The organism is Pseudomonas sp. UBA6562, assembly GCF_002434265.1.
Lineage (GTDB): Bacteria > Pseudomonadota > Gammaproteobacteria > Pseudomonadales > Pseudomonadaceae > Aquipseudomonas.
Window position 1 is genome coordinate 684,195 of sequence record NZ_DJJS01000006.1, and the last position, 26,195, is coordinate 710,389.

General features: G+C 65.3%; 26 protein-coding genes and 1 other RNA gene. 7 read left to right on the top strand and 20 right to left on the bottom strand.

Features of this window, described 5'->3' with window-relative positions:
- Positions 1–188 precede the first annotated feature (188 nt).
- Complete coding sequence (locus tag B4M43_RS10545; RefSeq protein ID WP_296266766.1) at positions 189–1,178, top strand: sensor domain-containing diguanylate cyclase; 990 nt, start codon at positions 189–191, stop codon at positions 1,176–1,178.
- Between the two features lie 13 nt (positions 1,179–1,191).
- Here the strand turns inward: B4M43_RS10545 and B4M43_RS10550 are convergent, their stop codons facing one another.
- The 12 genes from B4M43_RS10550 to B4M43_RS10605 all read right to left on the bottom strand — a co-directional run bounded on the left by B4M43_RS10550 (position 1,192) and on the right by B4M43_RS10605 (position 14,981).
- The gene (locus tag B4M43_RS10550) at positions 1,192–2,466 is read right to left on the bottom strand and encodes an HDOD domain-containing protein (RefSeq protein ID WP_296266767.1); all 1,275 of its coding nucleotides are present in this window, start codon (positions 2,464–2,466) and stop codon (positions 1,192–1,194) included.
- Positions 2,467–2,597: 131 nt separating this feature from the next.
- A complete protein-coding gene (gene gabT, locus B4M43_RS10555; protein WP_296266768.1) occupies positions 2,598–3,875 on the bottom strand; it encodes a 4-aminobutyrate--2-oxoglutarate transaminase in 1,278 nt (425 codons plus the stop codon).
- Between the two features lie 180 nt (positions 3,876–4,055).
- Positions 4,056–5,498: an NADP-dependent succinate-semialdehyde dehydrogenase gene (gene gabD, locus B4M43_RS10560; RefSeq protein WP_296266769.1), complete on the bottom strand. Its 1,443-nt coding sequence runs from the start codon at positions 5,496–5,498 to the stop codon at positions 4,056–4,058.
- A 202-nt stretch (positions 5,499–5,700) separates the two neighbouring features.
- Complete coding sequence (gene gcvH / locus B4M43_RS10565; protein WP_296266771.1) at positions 5,701–6,084, bottom strand: glycine cleavage system protein GcvH; 384 nt, start codon at positions 6,082–6,084, stop codon at positions 5,701–5,703.
- A 49-nt stretch (positions 6,085–6,133) separates the two neighbouring features.
- The gene (gene gcvT, locus B4M43_RS10570) at positions 6,134–7,216 is read right to left on the bottom strand and encodes a glycine cleavage system aminomethyltransferase GcvT (protein ID WP_296266773.1); all 1,083 of its coding nucleotides are present in this window, start codon (positions 7,214–7,216) and stop codon (positions 6,134–6,136) included.
- 123 nt (positions 7,217–7,339) lie between these two features.
- Complete coding sequence (locus B4M43_RS10575; protein ID WP_414707829.1) at positions 7,340–8,962, bottom strand: ABC transporter permease; 1,623 nt, start codon at positions 8,960–8,962, stop codon at positions 7,340–7,342.
- An 88-nt stretch (positions 8,963–9,050) separates the two neighbouring features.
- Entirely contained in the window at positions 9,051–10,052 is a 1,002-nt protein-coding gene (locus B4M43_RS10580) for an extracellular solute-binding protein (protein WP_296266775.1), read from the bottom strand.
- 117 nt (positions 10,053–10,169) lie between these two features.
- Positions 10,170–11,387 (bottom strand): 2-octaprenyl-3-methyl-6-methoxy-1,4-benzoquinol hydroxylase, encoded by a 1,218-nt coding sequence (locus tag B4M43_RS10585; RefSeq protein ID WP_296267322.1) that lies wholly within the window; start codon positions 11,385–11,387, stop codon positions 10,170–10,172.
- A 9-nt stretch (positions 11,388–11,396) separates the two neighbouring features.
- Positions 11,397–11,879: a DUF4442 domain-containing protein gene (locus B4M43_RS10590; RefSeq protein WP_296266777.1), complete on the bottom strand. Its 483-nt coding sequence runs from the start codon at positions 11,877–11,879 to the stop codon at positions 11,397–11,399.
- Positions 11,876–13,072 (bottom strand): 2-octaprenyl-6-methoxyphenyl hydroxylase, encoded by a 1,197-nt coding sequence (gene ubiH, locus B4M43_RS10595; RefSeq protein ID WP_296266779.1) that lies wholly within the window; start codon positions 13,070–13,072, stop codon positions 11,876–11,878. The genes B4M43_RS10590 and ubiH overlap by 4 nt, the downstream gene beginning before the upstream one ends.
- On the bottom strand, positions 13,069–14,403 hold the full coding sequence (pepP, locus tag B4M43_RS10600; RefSeq protein ID WP_296266780.1) for a Xaa-Pro aminopeptidase: 1,335 nt from the start codon (positions 14,401–14,403) through the stop codon (positions 13,069–13,071). Before pepP ends, ubiH begins: the two co-directional genes overlap by 4 nt.
- A 23-nt stretch (positions 14,404–14,426) precedes the next feature.
- Positions 14,427–14,981, bottom strand: coding sequence for a YecA family protein (locus B4M43_RS10605; RefSeq protein WP_296266782.1), 555 nt, complete (start codon positions 14,979–14,981; stop codon positions 14,427–14,429).
- 109 nt (positions 14,982–15,090) lie between these two features.
- Here B4M43_RS10605 and B4M43_RS10610 point away from each other — a divergent pair, with 109 nt between their 5' ends.
- The 4 genes from B4M43_RS10610 to B4M43_RS10625 all read left to right on the top strand — a co-directional run bounded on the left by B4M43_RS10610 (position 15,091) and on the right by B4M43_RS10625 (position 16,564).
- Positions 15,091–15,345, top strand: a complete 255-nt coding sequence (locus B4M43_RS10610; protein WP_296266785.1) for a TIGR02449 family protein — start codon at positions 15,091–15,093, stop codon at positions 15,343–15,345.
- Positions 15,342–15,659, top strand: coding sequence for a cell division protein ZapA (locus B4M43_RS10615; protein ID WP_296266787.1), 318 nt, complete (start codon positions 15,342–15,344; stop codon positions 15,657–15,659). Before B4M43_RS10610 ends, B4M43_RS10615 begins: the two co-directional genes overlap by 4 nt.
- A gap of 17 nt (positions 15,660–15,676) precedes the next feature.
- Positions 15,677–15,856, top strand: a non-coding RNA gene (gene ssrS / locus B4M43_RS10620) — 6S RNA.
- A 78-nt stretch (positions 15,857–15,934) separates the two neighbouring features.
- A complete protein-coding gene (locus B4M43_RS10625; RefSeq protein ID WP_296266789.1) occupies positions 15,935–16,564 on the top strand; it encodes a 5-formyltetrahydrofolate cyclo-ligase in 630 nt (209 codons plus the stop codon).
- Here B4M43_RS10625 and B4M43_RS10630 read toward each other — a convergent pair.
- Complete coding sequence (locus B4M43_RS10630) at positions 16,561–16,710, bottom strand: hypothetical protein (protein ID WP_296266790.1); 150 nt, start codon at positions 16,708–16,710, stop codon at positions 16,561–16,563. The genes B4M43_RS10625 and B4M43_RS10630 overlap by 4 nt on opposite strands.
- Positions 16,711–16,883: 173 nt before the next feature.
- Here B4M43_RS10630 and B4M43_RS10635 point away from each other — a divergent pair, with 173 nt between their 5' ends.
- Entirely contained in the window at positions 16,884–17,336 is a 453-nt protein-coding gene (locus B4M43_RS10635) for an EVE domain-containing protein (protein WP_296266791.1), read from the top strand.
- An 18-nt stretch (positions 17,337–17,354) separates the two neighbouring features.
- On the opposite strand, the gene B4M43_RS10640 is transcribed toward B4M43_RS10635, so the two are convergent.
- A complete protein-coding gene (locus B4M43_RS10640; RefSeq protein ID WP_296266793.1) occupies positions 17,355–17,762 on the bottom strand; it encodes a flagellar basal body-associated protein FliL in 408 nt (135 codons plus the stop codon).
- A 168-nt stretch (positions 17,763–17,930) separates the two neighbouring features.
- Between B4M43_RS10640 and B4M43_RS10645 the strand changes: the two genes are divergently transcribed.
- A complete protein-coding gene (locus B4M43_RS10645) occupies positions 17,931–18,923 on the top strand; it encodes an NADPH:quinone oxidoreductase family protein (protein ID WP_296266795.1) in 993 nt (330 codons plus the stop codon).
- Here B4M43_RS10645 and B4M43_RS10650 read toward each other — a convergent pair.
- From B4M43_RS10650 to trxA, 6 genes are all read right to left on the bottom strand, one after another.
- The gene (locus B4M43_RS10650; protein ID WP_296266797.1) at positions 18,914–19,564 is read right to left on the bottom strand and encodes a gamma-glutamylcyclotransferase; all 651 of its coding nucleotides are present in this window, start codon (positions 19,562–19,564) and stop codon (positions 18,914–18,916) included. The genes B4M43_RS10645 and B4M43_RS10650 overlap by 10 nt on opposite strands.
- Before the next feature lie 145 nt (positions 19,565–19,709).
- On the bottom strand, positions 19,710–20,678 hold the full coding sequence (locus B4M43_RS10655) for a CDP-6-deoxy-delta-3,4-glucoseen reductase (protein WP_296266799.1): 969 nt from the start codon (positions 20,676–20,678) through the stop codon (positions 19,710–19,712).
- Positions 20,678–22,144 (bottom strand): 4-hydroxy-3-polyprenylbenzoate decarboxylase, encoded by a 1,467-nt coding sequence (gene ubiD / locus B4M43_RS10660; RefSeq protein WP_296266802.1) that lies wholly within the window; start codon positions 22,142–22,144, stop codon positions 20,678–20,680. Before ubiD ends, B4M43_RS10655 begins: the two co-directional genes overlap by 1 nt.
- An 80-nt stretch (positions 22,145–22,224) precedes the next feature.
- Complete coding sequence (locus B4M43_RS10665) at positions 22,225–24,180, bottom strand: acyltransferase family protein (protein ID WP_296266803.1); 1,956 nt, start codon at positions 24,178–24,180, stop codon at positions 22,225–22,227.
- Between the two features lie 135 nt (positions 24,181–24,315).
- Entirely contained in the window at positions 24,316–25,575 is a 1,260-nt protein-coding gene (gene rho / locus B4M43_RS10670) for a transcription termination factor Rho (RefSeq protein ID WP_181111034.1), read from the bottom strand.
- Between the two features lie 231 nt (positions 25,576–25,806).
- Complete coding sequence (gene trxA, locus B4M43_RS10675; RefSeq protein WP_296266809.1) at positions 25,807–26,136, bottom strand: thioredoxin TrxA; 330 nt, start codon at positions 26,134–26,136, stop codon at positions 25,807–25,809.
- Between the last annotated feature and the right edge of the window lie 59 nt (positions 26,137–26,195).

A 26,195-nucleotide genomic window follows, 5' to 3' on the forward strand; every position in this document is an offset into this window, starting at 1 on the left:
TGAAAAGCCAGTATAAGGCACAATGCCCGCAGGGCTGCCCACCCGTGCCACACGGGCGCACTTTTTACCCGACGGAACGCTCCGGCACTCTGGAACTAAATCCGACCACCCCACTCATAAATGGCACATCGCCTCTGTAGCGGGCCGGGTCGTGCCGCATGCTCTTCGCAATCCGACGATCCGTACCGATGCCCAAGAACTTCGACCCGCCCTTGTCAGACACCTCTGCGCCAGATACTGCCGAAACCCTTCTTGCCCTGCTCCATGCCCAAGCCGAAGTCGCGCGCCTGAGCGAACGCGAGCGGCTGTTCAGCTCGCTGCTGGAAAGCGTCAATGCCGCGCTGTGGGCCTTCGACTGGGAAACCCGCCAGGTGCTTTACGTCAGCCCCGCCTACGAGCGCATCTTCGGACGCTCGGCCGCTCTGGTGATGGCCGACTACTGCGAGTGGCGCGACGCGGTCTATCCCGACGACCTGGCCTATGCCGAACAGAGCCTGGCCGACGTACTGGTCAGCGGTGCTGTCGAAGACCGCGAGTACCGCATCATCAACGCGGCAGGCGAAGTGCGCTGGCTGAGCGACAAGTGCTTCCTCAAGCAGACCCGCGAGGGCGACCAGCGGGTGATCATCGTCGGCATCGCCGAGGACATCACGGAAAAGAAACAGCTCGAAAGCGAGTTGCAGCGCCTGGCCACCATCGACGTGCTGACCCAGAGCAGCAACCGTCGGCACTTCTTCGAGTGCGCCCACCAAGCGTTCGAAGATGCCTGTGCCGACGACACACCGCTGTCGTTCCTGCTGCTGGACATCGACGACTTCAAACAGATCAACGACAGCTACGGCCACCAGGAGGGCGACCAGGTGTTGCAGCGCATCGCCGACAGCGGCAAGAACGCCTTGCGCCGCGGCGACCTGTTCGGACGCATCGGCGGCGAGGAGTTCGCCGCGGTGTTTCCGGGCTGTACGGCCGAGGCGGCGCAGCAGATCGCCCAGCGCTTGCAACGGGAAATCCAGCGCTTGAGCTTCAGCCATGGCCAGCAGGTGTATCGGGTCACCGTCAGCCAGGGGCTGACCGACCGGACGCAGAACGACGAATTGCTCGACAGCCTGTTCGCCCGCGCCGACGAGGCGATGTACCAGGCCAAGCGCCAGGGCAAGAACCAGATCGTGCAGGGTTAAAAGGCCTGCGCCTTTATCCCTGAGCGTCGGGTGTCTGGGGCGGTGCGGACGGTGACGACACTTCAGGCAGCGGCGGTGCTGCGCCGGCACCAGGCAGCCCCTGCAACTGTTGAAGGCTCACCCGCAACAGGCGCGCCGTCTTGCCCTCGGCCAGTGCGTGCAGGCCGTCGCCCGCCGGCAAGCGCGCCAGTTGCCCGGCCAGGTGCATGACCAGCATGTCGCGCGAATACACACCCCCACCCAATCGATAGACCGCAGCGATCAGCTCGCGCAACGGCAGCGGCAAGCGCCAGCGCGTGCGCAACGCCGAACCGAACGGTGCGGCGAACTGCGCCAGCGCCTGGCCGACCTGCACGCTGCTCAACTCGCCCCCGGCCAGGCGCCACTCCTGCAAACAGCGCAGTACCGCGAGCTCCCCAAGGCTGTGCAACAGCCCCGCGCAATAGCAGCGGCTTTCGTCCAGGCGCAGCAAGGCGGCCAGCCCGCGGCCCTGCTCGGCGGTGTGCAACGCCAGGTACCAGTAGTGGTTGGCGAACTGTGCCAGCAGCGGGTCGCTCAGGTAGGCACTGCGCTTGAGCGTAAGACCAAGCATGAGGTTCATGCTCTGCACGCTGCCGAGCCGGTGCAGGGCTTGGCGCAACTGCTGCACGGGCGCGCCACCGTGCAAGGCGGCGCTGTTGGCGGCGGCGATCAGCACGCCGGTGGCTTGCGGATCGTCTTGCAGCTCCGCCTCCAGCACGCTCAAGTCCAGACCCGCAGGCTGCAAGGCGCGTTTGACCGCCGTGTGTACGTCGACCAATAAGGGGCCGCCGTCGGCGTTGGCCCGGCGCTGTTCGAGAAAGCCGTGCAGGCTGGCATCCGGCGACAGCGCCGGCACCGGGCATGCCACCGACTCGCCGGCCGCCAGCAGCAAAGCCTCGAGGCGTCGGCGCAGCGAGTCGAGGTCGAGGGGTTTGCTCAAGTAAGCGGTGGGCTGCAAGGGCAAGGCCTCACGCACGCTGGCGCTGTCGACCCGGGCACTGAGCAGGATGAACGGCAGGCGCGCAGCGCTGCGGCGGCGGCGTACCTTGCGCAGCAAGTCCAAGCCGTCCACGCCGGCCAACTCCCGCGCGGCGATGATCAGGTCGGGTTCGCTGGCCAGCGCGGCCAGGGCCTGCACGCCGTTCTCGCACACCTGCAAGCTGGCGTCGCAGCGCACGCTGAGCAGTGTGTCGGTGAGCAGGTCACGCACCCACGGATCGCTTTCCACGATCAGCACCGAAGGCGGCAGAGGTTCTACGGCAGGCATGCATCGCTCCTTGATCGATCCGACGCGGCGTTGCCGGCCGCGCCCTTCCTGGGCACAACCTTAGCGCGCCACCGGCCGTCAGGCATGAAAAAACCCGCCGAAGCGGGTTTTTTCATGGAGCGAGGCGCGGATCAGGCGAGTTCAGCGAAGCACTCTTCGATGATTGCCAGGCCTTTGTCCAGCAGCGCGTCTTCGGCGGTCAGCGGGACCAGAATACGCAGGACGTTGCCATAGGTGCCGCACGACAGCAGGATCAGACCCTTGTCGCGCGCCTTGGCGACCACTTGCGCCACGGCAGCGGCGTTCGGCGTGTGGGTGCCCTTCTCGAACACTTCCACGGCGATCATCGAGCCCAGACCACGGACGTCGCCGATGATCGGGTGCTTGGCTTGAATGGCGCGCAGGCCGGCGGTCAGGTGCTCGCCAACGGTACGGCTGCGTTCGAGCAGCTTCTCTTCTTCGAACACTTCGATCACGGCCAGGGCCGCGGCGCAGGCGATCGGCGAACCGGCATAGGTGCCGCCCAGGCCGCCCGGGGCGATGGCGTCCATGTACTCGGCCTTGCCGCAGACACCGGCCAGCGGGAAGCCACCGGCGATGGACTTGGCGAAGGTGGTCAGGTCAGGCGCGACGCCCATCTGCTCCATGGCGAAGAAGGTGCCGGTACGGCCAGCGCCGGTCTGCACTTCGTCGGCGATCAGCAGGATGCCGTGCTGGTCGCACAGCGCGCGCAGACGCTTCATCAGCTCGACGGGCGCAGGCAGGAAGCCGCCTTCGCCTTGTACCGGCTCGAGGATGATCGCGGCGATGTCCTTGGGCTCGGCATCGTTCTTGAAGATGCGCTCGACCGAAGCGATGGCCTCGTCGACGCTCACGCCGTGCAGTTCGTTGGGGAACAGCGCGCGGAACACGCCGCCTGGCATCAGGCCCATGCCGGCCGAGTACGGCACGACCTTACCGGTCAGGCCCAGGGTCATCATGGTGCGGCCGTGGTAGGCGCCGGTGAAGGCGATCACGCCGGCACGGCCGGTGGCGGCACGGGCGATCTTGATGGCGTTCTCGACCGCTTCGGAGCCGGTGGACACCAGCAGGGTCTTCTTCTCGAAGTCGCCAGGCACCAGGGCGTTGATCTTCTCGCACACTTCCACGTACGGCTCGTAGGCCAGGACCTGAAAGCAGGTGTGGCTGACCTTGGTCAGCTGTTCCTGGACGGCGGCGACCACTTTAGGGTGCAGGTGGCCGGTGTTGAGGACCGCGATGCCGCCCGCGAAGTCGATCAGTTCGCGGCCTTCGACGTCGATGACCGTGGCGTTCTTCGCCTTGTCGACGAAGATCGGGTGGATCTGGCCGACGCCGCGTGGGACGGCGGCGACGCGACGTTGCATCAAGGATTCGTTGGTCTTGCTCATAAAGCCCTCTTTGGCGCCCATACGCATGGCGCGCTTATCGAGGGTGGCAGGAACGTCGGCGCACAGTATTCGTTGATCGACTGCCGCACGCGTCCCTGGCCACCAGGTACTGCGCTGTAAAAAAGGCCAGCGAGGCGTCGCTCTCGCGCCCCGCTGGCAGAGGTGAAGCGTGTCAGTGCATCAGACGCTGAGGCACAGGTACTTGATTTCGAGGTAGTCCTCGATGCCGTACTTGGAACCTTCGCGGCCAAGGCCGGAGGCCTTGATACCGCCGAACGGCGCGACTTCGTTGGAGATCAGGCCGGTGTTGATACCCACCATGCCGTATTCCAGAGCCTCGGCGACACGGAACACGCGGCTCATGTCGCGGGCATAGAAGTACGACGCCAGGCCGAACTCGGTGTCGTTGGACATGGCGATGACTTCGGCTTCGTCCTGGAAGCGGAACAGCGGCGCCAGCGGGCCGAAGGTCTCCTCCTTGGCCACGGCGGCGGACTTGGGCACATCGACCAGGATGGTCGGCTCGAAGAAGTTGCCTTCGATCAGCTTGCCGCCCGACAGCACCTTGGCGCCCTTGGACACGGCGTCTTCGATGTGTTCCTGGACCTTGGCCACGGCCTTGTGGTCGATCAGCGGGCCGGTGGTGGTGCCCTCTTCCAGACCGTTGCCGATCTTCAGCTTGGCCACGGCGGCCTTGAGCTTCTCGGCGAAGGCGTCGTAGACGCCGTCCTGCACGTAGATACGGTTGGCGCAGACGCAGGTCTGGCCGTTGTTGCGGTACTTGGAGATGATCGCGCCTTCGACGGCCTTATCCAGGTCGGCGTCGTCGAACACGATGAACGGCGCGTTGCCGCCCAGCTCCAGGGAGACCTTCTTGATGTCCTTGGCGCATTCCTGCATCAGCTGACGGCCGATTTCGGTGGAGCCGGTGAAGGACAGCTTGCGCACCAGGCTGTTGCTGGTCAGCTCGCCGCCGACTTCGCCGGCACTGCCGGTGACCACGCTCAGCACGCCTTCCGGGATGCCGGCACGGGTGGCCAGCTCGACCAGGGCCAGGGCGGAGAACGGGGTCTGCGACGCGGGCTTGAGCACCATGGTGCAACCGGCGGCCAGGGCCGGACCGGCTTTGCGGGTGATCATCGCGGCCGGGAAGTTCCACGGGGTGATGGCTGCGGTGACGCCGATCGGCTGCTTGATGACGATCAGACGCTTGTCGGGCTGGTGGCCCGGGATGGTGTCGCCATAAACGCGCTTGGCTTCTTCGGCGAACCACTCGATGAACGAGGCGGCGTAGGCGATTTCGCCCTTGGCTTCGGCCAGCGGCTTGCCTTGCTCGGTGGTCATCAGGCGGGCCAGGTCGTCCTGGTTCTCGATCATCAGCTCGAACCAGCGGCGCAGCTTGTTGGAACGCTCCTTGGCCGTCAGCGCGCGCCAGGCCGGCAGCGCCTTGTCGGCGGCCTCGATGGCGCGGCGGGTTTCGGCGGTGCCCATTTTCGGCACGGTGCCGATGACTTCGCCGGTCGCCGGGTTGGTCACGTTGAGGGTCTGGCCATTGTCCGCATCCAGCCACTGGCCATTGATGTAGGCCTGCTGACGGAACAACTGAGCGTCTTTGAGCTGCATGTCGACTTCCCGGATTATTGATTGTGGAAAAACGCCTGGTATCGGGTACCAGGCGTTTGAAATCTCAAACGAATGCTAAGCGGCTGCTGGGGTATAGGACAATAGGCCGTTCAGAAAAAAGAACGAACGGCGATTGGCGACGTGTGCGGGCGAGCCAAAGGCTGCGGCTCGCCTGCTACCCGCACCCGCTGCACCGAACGGGTTATTCGCCGATCGCCGCCTGGTAGCCTGCCGCGTCCAGCAGTTTGTCCAGCTCGGCGCTGTCGCTCGGCTTGAGCTTGAAGATCCACGCCTCGTAGGGCGTTTCGTTCAAGGCTTCGGGGCTGTCGGCCAGCGTCTCGTTGACCGCGATCACTTCGCCTGCCACCGGCGAATAGATGTCCGATGCCGCCTTCACCGACTCGACCACGCCTGCTGCGTCGCCTGCGGCGAACACCTTGCCGACTTCCGCCAGCTCGACGAAGACCACATCGCCCAGCGCATCCTGGGCATGGTCGCTGATCCCGACGGTGACCGTGCCATCGGCTTCCAAGCGGGCCCACTCGTGACTTTCGGCAAAACGCAGTTCGGCAGGGATGTTGCTCATGGAGTGTTTTCCTCAAATAGGCTCAGCGGTCGGCCCGCCGTGGGGGTGTTCAGATCAGGATCTTGCCGTGGCGCACGAAGGTCGGCTTGACCACGCGCACCGGGTACCACTTGCCACGGATTTCCACCTCGGCACGCTCGCCGGTGGCGATGGGCAACCGTGCCAGGGCGATGGACTTGCTCAAGGTAGGAGAGAAACTACCACTGGTGATCTCCCCTTCGCCAACCCCGGCGACGCGCACCACCTGATGGGCACGCAAGACGCCCCGTTCTTCGAGCACCAGCCCGACCAGCTTTTCCTGCACGCCGCGGTCGATTTCCGCGAGCAGTCCGCTGCGGCCGATGAAATCGCGGTCGGCCGGTTCCCAGGCGATGCTGGCATCGAGGTTGGAGGTCAGCGGCGTGTGCGCCTCGTCGATGTCCTGGCCGTACAGGTTGAAGCCGGCTTCCAGGCGCAAGGTGTCACGCGCGCCCAGGCCGCTAGGGGCGATGCCGGCGCCGACCAGGTCGTAGAACAGGCTCGGCGCGTGCGCGGCGGGCAAGGTGATTTCCAGGCCGTCCTCACCGGTGTAGCCGGTGCGGGCGATGAACCAATCGCCGTCCGCCACGCCCTCGAACGGGCGCAGCTGGCGAACCAGCGTGGCGCGTGCGCTGCTCAGCAGTTGGGCGATTCGGTCGCGTGCGCGGGGGCCTTGAATGGCCAGGATGGCGAGTTCCGGACGCGGCTGGATCGACACGTCGAAGCCATGGCTGCGTTTGTGCAGCCAGGCGATGGCCTTCTCGCGCGTGGCGGCGTTGGCCACCAGGCGATAGCCGGCTTGGGTGCGGTAGATGATGAGGTCGTCGACCACTGCCCCGTGCTCGTTGAGCATGGGGCTGTACAAAGCGTTACCTGGCGCTTCCAAGCGCGCAACGTCGTTGGCCATCAGGTATTGCAGACACCGGGTGGCATCGCTGCCCTCGATGTCGATCACGGTCATGTGCGAAACGTCGAACACACCGCAATCGCTGCGGACCTGATGATGCTCCTCTACTTGCGAACCGTAGTGCAGGGGCATGTCCCAGCCACCGAAGTCGACCATCTTGGCACCCAGGGCCAAGTGCAGGTCATACAAGGGCGTACGCTGTCCCATGGGTTTCTCCTTCCGGGCGTGGCGGGCGACGGCGCGTGGTGACGTTGAATCGTTACCCGATTTTGTAAGGCGCGCCGCTGCGAGTGCGGCGCATTGTAGCCACATGCACACGGCCTGGCACCCTTAGCGAGCACGCCCCGGTCCCCGCGCGGAACGCCGGATCAATCCGACTACCGGCAGCAGGCCGACCAGTACCAGGCTCAGCGCCGGCAACGAGGCGCGCGCCCACTCGCCTTCGCTGGTCATTTCGAAAACCCGCACCGCCAGGGTGTCCCAGCCGAAAGGACGCATGAGCAGGGTCGCAGGCATCTCCTTGATCACATCGACGAATACCAAGAGGGCGGCGCTCAAGGTGCCGGGCACCAACAGCGGCAGGTAGACCTTGCCGAACAGCCGCAGGCCGCCGACGCCCAGGCTGCGCGAGGCTTCGGGCAGCGACGGCCGGATGCGCGCCAGGGTGCTTTCCAGCGGGCCGAACGCCACCGCCATGAAGCGCACCAGATAGGCCAGCAACAAGGCGCACAGGCTGCCCAGCAGCAGCGGTTCGCCGGCACCGCCCAGCCACTGCGACAGTGGAATCACCAACTGGTTGTCCAGGTAGCTGAAGGCGAGCATCAACGCGACCGCCAGTACCGAGCCGGGCAAGGCATAGCCCAGGTTGGCCAGGCCCACGCCGCTGCGGATCAGTGGGGTGGGCGCCTGGCGCCGGGCGAAGGCAAGACACAGCGCCACGCCGACGGTGAGCAGCGCCGCCACCGCGCCCAGCGACAAGGTGTGCCAGACCAGCCCCAGGTAGCGCTCGTCGAGGTCGTGCCGACCACGCTGGTAGCACCAGACCAGCAGTTGCAGCAACGGAATCACGAAGGCGCAGGCGAACACCAGCAGGCACCAGGCGCTCGCTGCCAGCGCCCTGACGCCGCGCAGCCGATACAGCGGCTGCACCCGCGCCCGCTCGCCACCCGTGCGCCCGGCGCCACGGGCGCGTCGCTCGGCGTATAGCACCAGCATGACGAACAGCAGCAACAGGCTGGCCAACTGCGCCGCGCTGGCGAGGCTGAAGAAGCCGTACCAAGTCTTGTAGATGGCCGTGGTGAAGGTGTCGAAATTGAACACCGCCACCGCGCCGAAATCCGCCAGGGTCTCCATCAAGGCCAAGGCCAGCCCGGCGCCGATGGCCGGCCGTGCCATGGGCAGGGCCACACGCCAGAAGGCTTGCAACGGCGACAGCCCGAGCACGCGCGCCGCTTCCATCAGGCCGCGCCCCTGGGCCAGGAACGCGCTACGCGCCAGCAGGTAGACGTAAGGGTAGAACACCAGCACCAGCACCACGATCACCCCGCCGGTGGAGCGCACCCGTGGCAGGCGCAGCGGACCGAAGGCCTCGCGCAGCGCGCTTTGCACGGGCCCTGCGAAGTCCAGCAGGCCGACGAAGACGAAGGCCAGCACATAGGCCGGAATGGCGAACGGCAGCATCAGCGCCCAATCGAGCCAGCGCCTGCCGGGGAACTCGCACAGGCTGGTCAGCCAGGCCAGGCTTACGCCCAGCATCAGCACGCCGATGCCCACGCCCAGCACCAGCGTCAGGGTATTGCCCAGCAGGCGCCGCATCTGGGTGTCGAGCAGGTGCGACCAGATCTGCATGTCGATGCTTTGCCATGACAGCGCCAGCACGCTCAGCGGCAGCAGCACAAGCGCAGCGCACAGGGCGACCGGTACGTACCAGCGGCGTTGTGGGATGTGGGGCACGGCGACTTCTCGGTGGGCGGACGCTGCCGTGGCAGGTCGAAGGGGGTCGGAGATGCCCGAAGCGTGACGCTTCAGGCACGGGGAGCACTCAGCGCCAGCCGGCGCGATCCATCAGGCGGATCGCCTCGGCCTGGCGCTTGCCGGCCACCTCCACCGGAATGCTGTCGGCCTTGAAGCGGCCCCAGGCCGCGACTTCGGCGGACGGCTCGACCTTGGGATTGGCCGGGAATTCCTGGTTGAGGTCGGCGAACAGTTTCTGCGCCTCCTCACCGGTCATCCATTCCACCAGACGCACGGCCGCTTCGGGGTGGGGGGCGTGACGGGTCAGGCCGATGCCCGACAGGTTGACGTGCACGCCGCGGTCGTTCTGGTTGGGCCAGAACAGCTTGAGCGGCAATTGCGGGTTGGCCTTGTGCATGCGCCCGAAGTAGTAGGAATTGACCACGCCAACATCGCACTGGCCGGCCTCGATGGCCTGCAGCACGGCGTTGTCGTCGGAGAACACGTCGGTGGACAGGTTGTCGACCCAGCCTTTGACGATCTCTTCGGTCTTGGCCTCGCCATGGGTTTCGATCAACGTGGCGGTCAGCGACTGGTTGTAGACCTTCTTGGCCGTGCGCAGGCACAGGCGCCCTTCCCACTGCTCGTCGGCCAGTGCTTCGTAGGTGCTCAGTTCCTCGGGCTTGACCCGTTCGGTCGAGTAGACGATGGTCCGCGCGCGCAGGCTCAGGCCCGTCCAGTCGCCGGACGAGGCGCGGTATTGAGGGGGGATGTTCTGCTCGATGGCATTGGATTTGATCGGCTGCAAGATGCCCATCCGCTCGGCCTGCCACAGATTACCGGCATCCACCGTGAGCAGCAGGTCGGCCACGCCGTTCTGGCCCTCGGCCTTGATGCGCTGCATCAGCGGCGCTTCCTTGTCGGTGATGAACTTGACCTTGACCCCGGTCTTGGCCGTGTAGGCGTCGAACACCGGTTTGATCAGCTCGTCGATGCGCGAGGAGTACACCACCACCTCGTCCGCCGCCTGGGCCGCGCCACCGAACAGGGAAAGGGCCAGGACGGCCCATACGGGCTTGCGTGACAACATGGGAAAGCGCTCCTCTGGACTTGAGAGGCGCAAAGGGTAGTGGTTCTTATTTGCCCACTCACCCCTAGAGCAGTTACCGGATGTTGCCAGGACGCGGCAACCTACCGCGTCCAGCGTTCAAGGCCGCGCCAGTGCCGGCAGGTCGCCGCTGAGGCCGAGCGCCTGGCGCACGAACGATGCCTTGGCGTCGGGCAACCCTTCCACCGCCTTGAGCCCGGTATTGCGCAACCAACGCAGCGCCAGGCGATCGGACTGGAACAGGCGCTCGAAGCCCTCCATGGCCGCCATCAAGGCCAGGTTGTGCGGCATGCGCCGCCGCTCGTAGCGGCTCAGCACCTTGAGGTCGGCCAGCCGTTCGCCACGGGCGCTGGCGTGCAGCAGCTCTTCGGCCAGCACCGCTGCGTCGAGCAGGCCCAGGTTGACGCCCTGCCCGGCCAGCGGGTGGATGGTGTGGGCTGCGTCGCCGATCAAGGCCAGACCCGGCTCGACATAACGCTTGGCATGCCGCTGGCGCAGCGGGACGCAGACCCGGGGGTCGGCTTCCAGCACCTCGCCCAGGCGCCCTTCGAATGCCGCTTGCAGTGCCTTGCAGAAGGCGCCGTCGTCCAGGGCCATGGCCTTTTCCGCCTCTTCCGGGGTGGTCGACCAGACGATCGAGCACCAGTCCTGCGCGCCGTCGCGCTCCAGGGGCAGGAAGGCCAGCGGACCGTGGTCGGTGAAGCGCTGCCAGGCGGTGCGCTGGTGGCCCTGGCTGCAACGCACGCTGGTGACGATGGCGTGGTGCAGGTAATCCCATTCGCGGGTTTCGCTGCCGGCCAGGCGCCGCACCGCCGAGTGCGCGCCGTCGGCGGCGATCACCAGGGGCGTACGCAGGCGCCGGCCATCGGCCAGGGTCAGCAGCCAGTCGTCGCCCGAGTGGCGCAGTTGCTCCAGGCGCGCGTTGGCCAGCAGGCTGATGTCGCTGTCGTGCAGCCGCTCGAGCAGCGCGTCCTGCACGATGCGGTTCTCGACGATGTGGCCGAGCACCGGCGCATGCACGCTGGCGGCGGAAAAGTGGATCTGCCCGGTACCGGTGCCGTCCCACACGTGCATGTCGGTATAGGGCGAAGCGCGCCGCGCGGCGATGCCCGGCCAGGCGCCCAGGCGTTCGAGCATCCGCTGGCTGGCGGCCGACAGGGCACTGACCCGCGGTTCGAAACGGGCTGCGGCCGAGAACGGCGCGACGCTCAGCGCGCCGCCATCGAGCAGGTGAATCTGCAAGCCGCTGTGGCGCAAGGCCAGGGCCAGGGCGCTGCCCACCATGCCGGCACCGACAATCAACAGATCTGCGCGCATTTCCATGCTCTACGCCTGCCTCGTTTGCGGCTTGAGCCGCACGTATAGGGTTTTGTCGACCCGCGCGACCAGCTCGCCGGTTTCGTCGCGGATGTCGACCTGAAGCCGGGGCAGGTACTTCTTGCCCGTGGCGGTCTGCTGGCGGATCTCGTCGAGCAAGGCGTCGTCGATTTCGAATTCGGCGTATACCGGGCCTTTGCCGGGGGCGATGAAGTCGATACTGGCGGCCTTGTCCCAGACGATGTAGTCGCTGCCCAGCTGTTCGATCAGCAGCAGCATGTAGAACGGGTCGACCATCGAATACAGGCTGCCGCCGAACTGTGTGCCCACGTAGTTGCGGTTCCAGAAGGTGAGCTTCATGCGCACCGCGATGCGCCGCAGGTCGGGGCTGATCGACAGTACGCGGATGCCGGCGCCCAGGTACGGCGGGTAGCAGTTGAGCAGCCAGCGCAGCGTCCGCGCACGCCGTGCGCGCTTGCGCGGGTCGCTCATCGAGCGCCTCGGTCGGGACGTGTGCCCAGGCCCATGGCCTGACGGGCGAACCAGCGCTTGGCCGGCGGCAGCAGGTCGAGGCCGAGCAGGCCCAGATTGCGCCCGGCGGTCAGGAGCGTGCCGGTGCTGCCGAACAGGCGCGTGACCTGGTCGGAGAAACCGACGGTCAAGGCCTGGTCCAAGCGCTGACGGCGCAGGTAACCCTCGAGGGTGGCCAGGTCGCCTGGTACCGCAGGGCCGGCGAGCAAGGCATCGGTCAACGACTGCACGTCGCGCAGCGACAGGTTGAAGCCTTGTCCGGCGATGGGGTGCAGGCTGTGCGCGGCGTTGCCCAGCACCACCAGGTGTGGGCGCACCTGCTCCTGGGCCTCGATCAACGACAGCGGGTACAGGTGGCGCGCGCCGACCTGGCGGAAGCCGCCCAGACGGTAACCGAAGGCGGCTTGCAGTTCGTTCAGGAACGGGCGCTCGTCGAGTTCGGCCAGGCGCTTGGCGTCCATGCCCTGACGGGTCCAGACCAGCGCGCAGCGGTTGTCGGGCAACGGCAGCAGGGCCATCGGGCCTTGCTCGGTGAAGCGTTCGAAGGCCTGGCCGCCGTGGCGTTGGCCGGGCGTGACGTTGGCGATCAGCGCGCTCTGGTCATAGGGGCGGTGGCGCACATGGATGCCGAGCTGTTCGCGCAGCGCCGAGCGGCCACCGTCGGCCAGCACCGCGAGGTCGCATTCGAGTTGGGTGTCGTCGTCCAGGCGCAGGCGATAGCCCTGTTCGATGGGCTCCAGCGAGGTCACTTCGGCCGGGCAGCGCCACGTCACCACCTCAGGGTCCAGCGCCTGCCACAGGCACTGGCCGAGCCAGGCGTTCTCCACCACGAAACCCAATGCCGGCACGCCCTCCTCGCTGGCATCGAGGCGGGTGGAGCCGAAGCGGCCGCGGTCGGACACCTGGATCTGCAGGATCGGCTCGGCACGCACGGCGATTTGTGGCCATAGCCCCAAATGCTGATAGATCTGCTGGGTACCGAACGACAACGCCGAAGAGCGGGCATCGTAGCTGGGCTGGAAGCTGTCGCCAGGGGCGAAGGGCTCGATCAGCACGATGCGCCAGCCGCGCGCCTTGGCCCCGGCTTGCAGCGCCAGGGCCAGGCTGGCGCCGACCAGGCCGCCGCCGATGATCGCCAGGTTGACCCGGCTCATGCCGCCTCACCGCGGGCTGCGGCCATCAGCGCTTCGATCTCGGCCACGGTTTTGGGCACGCCACTGGTGAGGATTTCGCAGCCGGTGCGGGTCACCACCACGTCGTCTTCGATGCGCACGCCGATGCCGCGCCATTTCTTGGCGACGTTCTGGTTGTCGGCGGCGATGTAGATGCCGGGCTCGACGGTCAGGGCCATGCCCGGTTCGAGCACGCGCCACTGCCCGCCGACCTTGTAGTCGCCGACATCGTGCACGTCCATGCCCAGCCAGTGCCCGGCACGGTGCATGTAGAAGGCGCGGTAGGCCTCGCTGTCGATCAACGCCTGCACCTCGCCCTTGAGCAGGCCCAGCGCCACCAGGCCTTCGGTGATGACGCGCACGGTCGCCTCATGGGCGTGGTTCCAGTGCTTGCCCGGGGCGATCTGGGCGAAGGCCGCTTCCTGGGCGGCGAGCACCACCTCGTAGATGGCTTTCTGTTCCGGCGAGAAGCGCCCGCTGACCGGGAAGGTGCGGGTGATGTCGCTGGCGTAGCAGTCGATTTCGCAGCCGGCGTCGATCAGCACCAGGTCGCCGTCCTTGAGCAGGGCGTCGTTCTCCTGGTAATGCAGGATGCAGCCGTTGCGCCCGGCCGCGACGATCGAACCATAGGCCGGCATCTTCGCCCCGCCACGGCGGAAGGCGTAGTCGAGCTCGGCTTCCAGGCTGTATTCGCGCAGCCCCGCGCGGCACGCCTGCATGGCACGGATGTGGGCGCCGGCGGAAATCTCGGCGGCCAGGCGCATGACCTTCACTTCGGCAGCGGACTTGTACAGGCGCATGTCGTGCAGCAGATGGTCCAGAGCCACGAACTCGTTGGGCGGCTGTGCGCCCAGCCGCGCCTTGGAACGGATGACGTTGATCCAGTCCATCAGGCGTCGGTCGAATTCCGGGTTGCTGCCCATGGCGCTGTAGACCCGCTCGCGGCCTTCGATCAGGCCCGGCAGGATTTCGTCGATGTCGGTGATGGGGAAGGCATCGTCGGCGCCGTGCAGGCTGATGGCGCCTTCCTGCCCGGCACGCAGGCCGTCCCATTGTTCGCGCTCGGCGTTGCGCTCGCGGCAGAACAGCACGTACTCGCCGTGCTCACGGCCCGGGATCAGGGCGATGACCGCCTCGGGCTCGGGGAAACCGCTGAGGTACTGGAAGTCGCTGTCCTGACGGTAGACGTGCTCGACGTCGCGGTTGCGGATCGCCAAGGCCGCTGCGGGCAGGATGGCGATGCTGTTGGGGACCATCTGCGCCATCAGCGCCTTGCGCCGACGGGCGTATTCGGCCTTGGGTATGTGGCTCATGGGCAAAACGACCCCCGGTTCGATCAGTGCAGGGCGGGCTTGGGCGCGGGCGCGGCAGGCTTGGCCAGCTCGGTGAACAGTAGCAGCGGCGCCACGCGCAGGTACTCCATGACCTCCATGTAGTCGTTCTCGCCGTCTTCGGATTCCTCCAGGGCTTCCTGCACCTGGGAGATGGCGACCAGGTCCTGCAGCACTTCCTTGGCGTCGGTGCTCAGCTCCAGACCGCCGGAGTTCTGTCCGAACCCGGCAAGGAAGCCCTGGCACCATTGGCCGAGGGCGATGGCGCGGGTTTCCAGCGCAGCTTCGTCGCCGGGCAGCAGCAATACGATAGCGATGTCTTCGCCGGTCAGCTCGCCCTTGACCATCTCTTGCAGGCCAAGCAGGGCGTTGCGCACGCTCTCGACGGGCTCGTTCTCGAGCAGTTGCGCGGCATCGGCCAGCCAGGCCTCGGCCTCGAACCCGGTGCCGGCGCAGCAACGCCCCAGCAGCAGGCCATGCAGCTCGGCGGGGGAAACGGGGTGGCCGTTGCTCGAAAGCAGATTGGCGAAGGCGGTGTACGGCGAATTGGTATTGGGCATGGGCAACTAGGCGCCAGACGGCGCGATGTCTAGAATGGAAGGCTCGTATCCTAGCACCGGCAGGCGCGCCAAGACCATCGGCAGTGGCCGGCACGGCAGGCCCAGAGGCATGATCGTCGGGCGACTCAACAACGGAGTGAAGCGAGTGGAACCCACTCAAGAGAACGACCTGCAACGGCTGATGAGCCGCTTCGAAGTCCTGATCGACCGGGTCGAGCAACTAAAACGGCGAAACGCACTCCTAATGGCTCAGGAAAAATCCTGGCGCGAGGAACGCGCGCACCTCATCGAAAAGAACGAGATCGCCAAGCGCAAGGTCGAATCGATGATCGTGCGCCTCAAGGCCCTGGAGCAAGACTCATGAGTTCACCCAACAGCGTCACCGTGCGGATCCTCGACAAGGATTACTCCATCATCTGTCCGCCCGAGGAGCGCAACAACCTGGTCGGTGCCGCCCGCTACCTGGACGGCAAGATGCGCGAGATCCGCAGCAGCGGCAAAGTGATCGGCGCAGACCGCATCGCGGTCATGGCCGCACTGAACATCACCCACGAACTGCTGCACCGTCAGGAGTCGCCCGCGTCCGCCCCGGCCGGCACCACGCGCGAGCAGGTACGCGATCTGCTCGACCGTGTCGATCAGGCACTGTCCGACGACACGGGTACCAAAATCGACTGAGGTAGGTATACTGGCGCCACTCCCTGGTGGATGCGCCAGTCGGTTATGTCCCTGAGCCGATACGCTTAACCACGGGGGTTGCACGCTGAGGTGGGTGTGCATGTCCGCTCGACGGAAAGCCTTAACACCTCCTGCAATCTCCACCTTGAACTTTCGGGTTCAAGGGCTACACCGATAGCGGTCCTATCGGGGAGCCTGAATTCCTTCGCCCGCCTACCCTGGCGGGCGTTTCGTCTGCGCCGCCAACGCCGGCCGCTTCCGGGATCGCCAGTGCCATGACCGACACCGCGCCGCTCACCCGTCCCCAACTTAGACGTCAGCTGCGCAAGGCCCGCCGCGCCCTCACCGCAGTGCAGCAGCGCGACGCCGCGCGCGGCCTGTACCGGCAACTGGCCCAGCACCCGCTGTTCCGCCATGCCCGGCACATCGCCCTGTACCTGCCCAACGACGGCGAGATCGACCCCAAATGGTTGTTGCGCGAGGCGCACAAGCGCGGCAAACGCGTGTACCTGCCGATCCTGCACGCCTGGCCGCGCACGCACATGGTGTTCCAGCGCTTCGAAGCGGGCGAACGGCTGCGCCCCAACCGTTTCGGCATTGCGGAACCGGTGGTCAATCGCAAACGCCAACGGCCGATCTGGGCGCTGGACCTGATCTTGTTGCCCTTGGTGGGTTTCGATGAAGACGGTGGCCGGCTGGGCATGGGCGGCGGCTTCTACGACCGCAGCCTGGCGTACCGGTCGCGGCGCACGACGTGGAACAAGCCGCTGCTGCTGGGGCTGGCCCATGAGTGTCAGAAGGTCGAGCGACTACAACAGGCCAGCTGGGATGTGCCGCTGGCAGGCACGGTGACGGACAGCGCCTGGTACCTGGCCGCCGCCCACGCTTCGCGCGGCCCGACTTAACGCGGCGTTTGCACCTGCGCTACAGGGGTTTGATAGGCTGCGTCGAGCTTGCGCTCCCACAGGCTTTGCGCATAACCGGTGGTCACGACGCCGAGGCCGAAGATAAAGACCAAGACCCACAGCAGATCCGGTTTGCGTTTGTTCATCGATTGCCCCCCAGGCAAACAGAAATGCCCGATTGCGCAAGGCGTCATCAGGGCAGCTAGCTTGAAAATCGGGCGCATTCTGCGCTAACCCGCGCCGCCAGGCAAATGCTGAAAACGACCGATGGTCGGTTTCATGAAACAGATTATTACCAGGATTGTCCGGAGCACTTCCTATGGCCCATTGGCTGATGAAATCCGAGCCCGATGAGCTCTCCATCGAAACGCTGGGCCAACTGGGCAAGGCCCGCTGGGATGGCGTGCGCAACTATCAGGCGCGCAATTACCTGCGCGCCATGAGCCTAGGCGACACTTTCTTCTTCTATCACGCGAGCTGTCCGCAACCGGGCATCGCGGGCATCGCGCAGATCGTGGCTGCGGCATACCCCGACCCCACCGCACTGGAGCCGAGCAGCCCGTACCATGACCCCAAGGCCCGCGCCGAGAACAACCCTTGGAGCGCCGTGGACGTGAAGCATGTGCGCACCTTTGCCCGCGTATTAGGCTTGGGGCTGCTCAAGCAGCAGAGCGCGCTGGCGGAACTGGCCCTGGTGCAAAAAGGCAGTCGCCTGTCAGTGATGCCGGTGAGCGCAGCCCAATGGGCGGCGGTGCTGGCTCTGACAACCTGAGCGGGCCCGCCCAGCCGATCACTGCACGATGAGGTTGTTGAACAGCAGGTCCTCGACGATCGGCTTGCCCTCTTCGGCTTCCAGCACTTGTTGCACCTGCTTCAGGGCTTCTTGGCGCAAATGCTCCTTGGCCTCGACGTTGCTCATGCCGTCGACCGTCTGCTGGGTGAACAGCGCCACCAACTGGTTGCGGATCAAGGGCTCGTGCAGCTTGACCGCCGCTGCGGCCTCGGCACCGGTCACACGCAGGGCCACATCGGCCTTGTAGACATGCAGCTTGGCGCTGCCATCCAGCGCGTAGTTACCCACGAAAGGCGGTGTCAGGCTGTAGTAGGCCACTTTCGCCTCGCCTTCCTTGGCCTCTTCCTCGGCCAGGGCCGCTACGGGCAGCATCAGGGCCACTACCATCAAGATCCACGCTTTCACCAGTTCCGCTCCTTCCTAAAGATGACCGCCAGCTTAACCAGCGGGCCAAGCAAACCCAAGCACACCCGAGACTGGGCTTATGCGGTGCCATCAGCTGCGGCCATGCTCGTTGACCGGGCCTGAGGCATTCCTACACTTATCGGCCACGACCCGCAAAGGAAGAGTCCGATGAAAGCGCTGAGATGCAAAGCCCTGGGGCCGGCCAGCCAACTGGTGCTCGAAGACGTTGCCGAACCAGCCCTCGGGCCGGGTCAGGTGTTGCTACGGGTGCATGCGGCCGGGGTCAACTTCCCCGACACGCTGATCATCGAAGGCCGCTACCAATTCCAACCGCCCTTGCCCTTCTCGCCCGGTGGCGAAGCGGCAGGCGTAGTGGCCGCAGTCGGCGAGCAGGTCAAAGGCTTCAAGATCGGCGACCGGGTCATGGCGCTGACCGGCTGGGGCAGTTTTGCCGAGTACGTGGCGGTCGATCAGCATCAGGTGCTGCCGATGCCGGGCACCATGGATTTCACCACAGCCGCCGGTTTCGCCATGACCTACGGCACCGCTCTGCACGCGCTGACCCAGCGCGGCCGCCTGCAACCCGAAGAAACCCTGCTGGTACTGGGCGCTTCGGGCGGCGTGGGCCTGGCGGCGGTGGAAATCGGCAAGGCCCTGGGCGCGCGTGTCATCGCTGCCGCCAGCCATCCGGACAAATTGGCCGTGGCCCGGCAGGCTGGGGCCGACGAAGCGATCGACTACAGCCAAGCCAGCTTGAAGGACGAGATCAAGCGCCTGACCGCCGGCCAGGGCGTGGACGTGGTGTTCGACCCGGTCGGCGGCGCGCTGACCGAGCAAGCTTTGCGCGGCCTCGCCTGGGACGGTCGCTTGCTGGTGGTCGGTTTTGCCAGCGGCGAGATCGCCCAGCTCGCCGCCAACCTGACCCTGCTCAAAGGCGCTGCGGTGGTCGGCGTATTCTGGGGCGCGTTCGCCCAACGCCAAGCGCAGGCCAACGCCGCCAACTTCCAGCGCCTGTTCGCCTGGCACGCCACCGGCCGGCTCAAGCCCCTGGTGTCGCAGACCTACGCCCTGGCCAACGCCGGCCAGGCCATCGAGCGGCTGGCCCGGCGCCAGGCCGTAGGCAAACTGGTGGTGCAGGTGGTTGCAGACGCTCAGGCCTGACGCAGTGTGTGACAGCGCTTGAAGCGCGCCTCCAGGTTGCGGTCGGGCATCTGGTGCGTGCGCAGCGCTTGCAGCGTCTGCTCGACGTAATCGCGGGTCGTGCCGAAATGCCCTTTGGCACAGGCGAGGATTTCCCCGAGCAAAGTGTCGGGCAAGTTACCGGCGTAGCACGGCAAATGCCGCTCCAGCACGAAGCCCAGCGCCTGCACCCGGCTGCCGTCGGCCAGCCGGCAGTTGAGCCAGTGCGGCCGATAGGCCGGAAACGGCATTTCGCGCCGCCAGAGCGCCAACAGGGAATCGTGCAGGTCGACGTCGTCCAGGCGATAGGCGAAACCGCTGCACGAACCGCCGCGATCCAGGCCGAACACCAGGCCTGGCGTCTGCGGCGTACCGCGGTGCGCGTGGGACCACAGATACAGGCCACGGTGATAGCCATGCACCCGTGCCCGCTGGCGTTCCAGCGCATGGCACTCGGGCCGCCAGATCAACGAGCCGTAGGCGAACAACCAGACCGGCCCGCCGGCATGGCGCGCCATGGTGGTCGTCATCGAGTGGAGCAACTGCTCTTCGGTCAGTTGTTGACCGAAATCGAGCCGCGGAGGGTAAGACACTTGCCAAGGACCGGATTCGATTGCCGACATGGTACGCCGCCACTGTTTCCCAGAAACCACAGAAGGTTCCAACTCTAACGCAGTGATGCGCTGGCAGATTCGCCGTTAGGCAGAAAGTCGGAACTTTCATCCAAAGCGAGGATATGCCTCGCTTTCGATCAGGGGACAACCGGCCTCAGCCGCGCGGCGCGTAGGCGAACACATCGGCGCGCATCTGGTGCGCGTCCATTCCCGCCTCGACCAGGGCATCGAGGGTGGCGTAGACCATGTTGGGCGACCCGCTGGCATAGACGTGCACACCGCCAAGGTCGGCGATGTCTTCGCATACTGCCGTGTGCAGCAGCCCGCAGCGCCCTTCCCAACCACACACGTCACTGACCACTTTGTGCAGGAACAGGTTGGGCCGCTGCGCCCACTCGTGCCAGTGCTCGATGTGGTAGAAGTCTTCGGGCTGGCGCACGCCCCAGTACAGGTGCACCGGGTGCTCGAAGTCCTGCGCCCGACAATGTTCGAGCAGGCTGTGCATCTGCGCCATGCCGGTGCCGGCGGCGATCAGCACCAGCGGCCCGTCGGGCAGTTCGGCCAGGTGCGCATCGCCGAACGGCATCTCGATGCGCGCCAGACGCTCGCGCCTGAGCTGCTCGATCAGCGCTTTGGCGCCTGCCTCGCGGGCCAGGATGTGCAGTTCGAGATCGCGCCCGCCATGGGGCGCGGACGCCAGGGAAAATGCGGCCTTGCTCGCCCCTTCGCGCTCGATCATCAGGTACTGCCCGGCGTGGTAGCGCACGGTTTTGCCGGCAGGGCCACGCAGACGCACACGCCACACGTCGCCGCCGACTTCCAGGCATTCGCTGAGGGTGCAGGTCAGTGTGCGCACCGGCAGCTCGCCCAAGGCCAGCACCCCATCCCACAGCAGCACGCAGTCTTCGAGTGGCTGCGCGATGCAGGTGAACAGCTCGCCATGGTCGCGAACCTCGCCGTCCTGGCGCACCCGCCCCTCCACCAGCAACGCCGCGCAAACGTGGCAGTTGCCGTTGCGGCAGCTGCTCGGGCAGTCATAGCCCAAGCGCCGCGCCGCCTCCAGAATCCGTTCTCCGGGTTCGAGCCGAAGCACGGCCCCGGATGGCTGCAAGGTCACCTGCATCAATCTATTCCCAACTGGTCCCACAGCTCATCGATACGCCGGGTAACGGCCTCATCCTTGACGATGGCGCGCCCCCATTCGCGCGTGGTTTCGCCCGGCCACTTGTGCGTGGCGTCCAGGCCCATCTTCGACCCCAGCCCCGACACCGGCGACGCGAAGTCGAGGTAGTCGATCGGGGTGTTGTCGATCAGCACCGTATCACGCTTGGGGTCCATGCGCGTGGTCACGGCCCAGATCACATCATTCCAGTCGCGGGCGTTGATGTCGTCGTCGGTGACGATGACGAACTTGGTGTACATGAACTGCCGCAGGAACGACCACACCCCCAGCATCACGCGCTTGGCGTGCCCCGGATACTGCTTCTTGATGGTCACCACCGCCATGCGGTACGAGCACCCTTCCGGCGGCAGGTAGAAGTCGACGATTTCCGGGAACTGCTTTTGCAGGATCGGCACGAACACTTCGTTGAGCGCCACGCCGAGAATCGCCGGCTCGTCCGGTGGTCGGCCGGTGTAGGTGCTGTGGTAGATCGGGTTGCGGCGATGGGTGATGCGCTCGACGGTGAACACCGGGAAGCTGTCCACTTCGTTGTAGTAGCCGGTGTGGTCGCCATACGGCCCTTCGGGCGCCATCTCGCCGGGGTGGATCACGCCTTCGAGGATGATTTCCGCCGTGGCCGGCACTTGCAGGCCGTTGCCGCGGCATTTGACCAGTTCGGTGCGGTTGCCGCGCAGCAGGCCGGCGAAGGCGTATTCGGACAAGCTGTCGGGCACGGGCGTCACCGCACCGAGAATGGTCGCAGGGTCGGCGCCCAGCGCCACGGCCACGGGGAAGGGTTCGCCCGGGTGCTTCTCGCACCAGTCGCGGTAGTCCAGTGCGCCGCCGCGGTGGCTCAGCCAGCGCATGATGACCTTGTTGCGGCCGATCACCTGCTGGCGGTAGATGCCCAGGTTCTGGCGCTCCTTGTTCGGCCCCTTGGTGACCGTCAGGCCCCAGGTGATCAACGGTGCGACGTCGCCCGGCCAGCAGTGCTGGATCGGCAACTGGTTGAGGTCGACGTCGTCGCCCTCGACAACGATCTCCTGGCACACCGCATCCTTGGTCACCTTGGGCGCCATGGAAATGATCTTCTTGAAGATCGGCAGCTTGGACCACGCGTCGCGCAGCCCCTTGGGCGGCTCGGGCTCCTTGAGGAACGCCAGCAGCTTGCCGATCTCGCGCAGCTCGCCCACCGATTCGGCGCCCATGCCCATGGCGACCCGCTCGGGCGTGCCGAATAGGTTGCCCAGCACCGGGATGTCGAAGCCGGTAGGCTTCTCGAACAGCAACGCCGGCCCTTTTGCGCGCAGGGTACGGTCGCAGACCTCGGTCATTTCGAGCACCGGCGAGATAGGCACCTGAATGCGTTTCAATTCTCCGCGCTGCTCAAGCTGCTGCACGAAATCCCGAAGATCCTTGAATTTCATCGACCATGCCAGTTAGAAAATAGGCGTACATCCTACCCGCTCTGACGGGCAAACAGCAGCCCGTCAGCGCTCGGCATCGCTCAGTTGTGGTTCGTGCCCAGCAGCAGGGGTGCAAACAGGGGCCCGAGCCTTGCGCTCCCCGCATCGGACAAGTGATCTTCGTCCTTGTACTGCGAAGCGCCGTCGACCTCGATGTTGCACACGCCATCGGTGCACATCAGCGGCGTCGGATCGATGACATGGACGCCCGGATCGGCTTCGCTCATGGACGCGAACAAGCCGCCGAGGAAGCGCTGCCGCGCCAGATGCTCCTGAAGCGGGCGGCCCAAGCCGTCGGCCGAACGCCCCACCCGCGCCAGACTGGTCAGACGGTTGATGCTGCCCTTGCGCTGCAGCGGCACCTCCTTGAACAGCCAGACCTGCACCCCAGCTGCTCGCAATGCAGCCACGCGCGCCTTGATGGCGGCGGCCATGCGCTGCTCCGCCTGGGCGGTATCGTCTTGGGCATTGAGCAAGACCTTCTTGTCGCCGTCTTCACGCCCGTAGACGTACAAACTCCAGTTGGACGCCAACACCACGTCCTTGATGCCGAGGCCAAGCACCTTGTCCATGGTTTGCTGGTTGAAGTCCTTGCAACGCTGACGGGGCTCATCGCCCAGAATCGGTGGGCAGGCGCTCATGCTGAACAGCCACACCGAGCGCCTTCCATCGCGGACATTGCGCTCGATGGCCGGCATCAATGCCGCGGTGTGGCTGTCACCCCAAAACGCCTGGGTCGGCGGCTTGGCCTGTTCTCCGCCGACCAGGCACGCTTTGTCCATCGACTTGTCCTGCGTCACCACCATGCACTTCATCTGCCCGGCTCGCCATTCGCGGGCCTGCGCGTACTCCAGCGCCTTACCGCTCAGACGACCCGGCACACCGTCGGCGGAGCGGATCGCCGAGCCGATCGTCACCAGTGCGACGATGACCGCCAAGCCGCCGGCCAATATGGACATGCGCCCTGCCAGCAGGCGTTTTTCCCGAAACGGTAATTCGACATAGCGCAGGCTCAGCCAGGCCAGGGCGAGTGCCAAGCCCATCCAGCCCAAGGCCTCGAGCGGCTGGATCCCGTCCGTGGAAACGGCATTGGCATACACATAGACCGGCCAGTGCCACAGGTACAGCGAATAGGAGAGCAACCCCACCCAGACCAGCGGCCGCAGGCTCAGCAGCCGCGCCGCCGGGCCTGGGCCCTGCGCGCCGGACCAGATCAATGCGGCGGTGCCCAAAACCGGCAGCAGGGCCGCCCAACCGGGAAACAGCGTGGACCGATCGAACGTGAACACAGCCACGAGGACCGCCAGCATGCCGGCAAGCCCTACCCCCTGGTGGACCCAGGGGCGCACGGCCTGCCGGGGCGCAGGCAGCACCGCGAGCATGGCGCCGCAAAGCAGTTCCCAGGCGCGGGTGGGCAGCGAGAAGAAGGTGAATGCCGGCTTGTGCTCGATCCAGGCGATGTTCAGACCGAACGACACCAGCAGCAAGCCCAGCAACATCCAGCGCCAGTGCCTGAAAAAGCGCACCATCACCGCCATGATCAGCGGAAAGAAGATGTAGTACTGCTCTTCGACCGCCAACGACCAGGTATGCAGCAACGGCTTGAGATCCGAGGCGGGTTCGAAGTAGCCGTGCTCGCGCATGAACAGAATGTTGGCGATGAACAGCGACTGATACCGCACGGTGCGGCCCAGCTCGGAAAAATCCTTCGCGGTCAGCAACAGCCAACCCATCGCCAGGGTCGCCAGAACGACCACGCTCAAGGCTGGAATGATGCGGCGCGCGCGACGGGCCCAGAAATCGACGAAACTGAAGCGCCCTGCGCTGATTTCGCGCAGCAGGATCGAGGTGATCAGGAACCCCGAGATGACGAAGAACACATCCACGCCGACGAAACCGCCGCTGAATGCATCGAATCCAAAATGGAACAGTACGACGGGAATGACCGCCAACGCCCGTAATCCATCGATATCGCGGCGATTGCCAAACGTGTGCATGAAAAACCTTACTAGTCTGCGAAACAGCGTTCCTTGGTGGCGCGACGTTATCAGCCGCGCCAACATCCATCCAGATGCAAATAATACGGAACAAAAAAAAGCGCCCTAGCGGGCGCTTTCTTCAAACGGCAAGTGTCACTTGCGTTTCATCGACAGGAAGAACTCGTCGTTGGTCTTGGTCTGCTTGAGCTTGTCGATCAAGAACTCGATGGCGGCGATTTCGTCCATCGGGTGCAGCAGCTTGCGCAGAATCCACATACGCTGCAGCTCGTCGTCGGCGGTCAGCAACTCTTCGCGGCGGGTGCCGGAGCGGTTGATGTTGATGGCTGGGAACACGCGCTTCTCGGCGATGCGACGGTCCAGGGGCAGCTCCATGTTGCCGGTACCCTTGAACTCTTCGTAGATCACTTCATCCATCTTCGAGCCGGTTTCGACCAGCGCGGTGGCGATGATGGTCAGCGAACCGCCTTCCTCGATGTTGCGCGCCGCGCCGAAGAAACGCTTGGGCTTCTCCAGGGCATGGGCGTCGACACCACCGGTGAGGACCTTGCCGGAGCTCGGGATCACGGTGTTGTAGGCACGCGCCAGGCGGGTGATGGAGTCGAGCAGAATGACCACGTCCTTCTTGTGCTCGACCAGGCGCTTGGCTTTCTCGATGACCATTTCGGCGACCTGCACGTGGCGGGTCGGCGGCTCGTCGAAGGTGGAAGCGACCACTTCGCCGCGCACGGTGCGCTGCATTTCGGTCACTTCTTCCGGGCGCTCGTCGATCAGCAGGACGATCAGGTGGCACTCGGGATTGTTGCGGGTGATGTTGGCCGCGATGTTCTGCAGCATGATGGTCTTACCGGCCTTGGGCGGTGCGACGATCAGGCCGCGCTGGCCTTTGCCGATCGGTGCGCAGAGGTCGATCACGCGGCCGGTCAGGTCTTCGGTGGAACCGTTGCCGGCTTCCATCTTCAGGCGTTTGTTCGGGAATAGAGGCGTCAGGTTCTCGAACAGAATCTTGTTCTTGGCGTTTTCCGGGCGGTCGAAGTTGATGGTGTCGACCTTCAGCAACGCGAAGTAACGCTCGCCTTCCTTCGGCGGGCGAATCTTGCCCACGATGGTGTCACCGGTGCGCAAGTTGAAGCGACGGATCTGGCTCGGCGAGACATAGATGTCGTCGGGGCCGGCCAGGTACGAAGCGTCTGCCGAACGCAGGAAACCGAATCCATCCTGGAGAATCTCCAGCACGCCGTCACCCGAGATCTCTTCGCCGCTTTTCGCGTGTTTTTTCAGCAGGGAGAAAATCACGTCCTGCTTGCGCGAACGGGCCATGTTTTCGATGCCCATCTGCTCGGCCATTTCCAGCAGATCGGTAATCGGCTTTTGCTTGAGTTCTGTCAGATTCATAGAGGGAGTGACGTAATCATGTAAGAAGGGGGGGAATTAAGCTTCTGGCTTAATGAAGCCGCGCCGCAAGATTGGCGACAGGATCGCGTACTGATTCGAATTGGGAGTGCGTCGGCGACGGCGTGCAGGGGGCACTGGAGAAGCAGTGCGAGGCCGAATGTAACACTTGCTTTTTTCGGCGTCTAGGGGACGGAAAAAGAAAAGCCCCGGGATTCCGGGGCTCTCATCGCATCACAGATTGGCGTCGAGGAAGGCTGCCAGTTGCGATTTGGACAGGGCGCCGACCTTGGTCGCTTCGACGCTGCCGTTCTTGAACAGCATCAGGGTCGGGATGCCGCGTACGCCGTGCTTGGCCGGGGTGTCGGCGTTTTCGTCGATGTTCAGCTTGGCGACGACCAGCTTGCCTTCGTAGGTGCTGGCGATGTCGTCCAGTACCGGCGCGATCATCTTGCAGGGGCCGCACCATTCGGCCCAATAGTCGACCAGCACCGGCGTTTCGGACTTCAGGACTTCGGCCTCGAACGTGGCGTCGGTGACGTGTTTGATAAGATCGCTGCTCATGGATATCTCCAGGTCATAAGGCAAAATCGTGGTCCATCATAGCTGGCCCCACGTTTTAC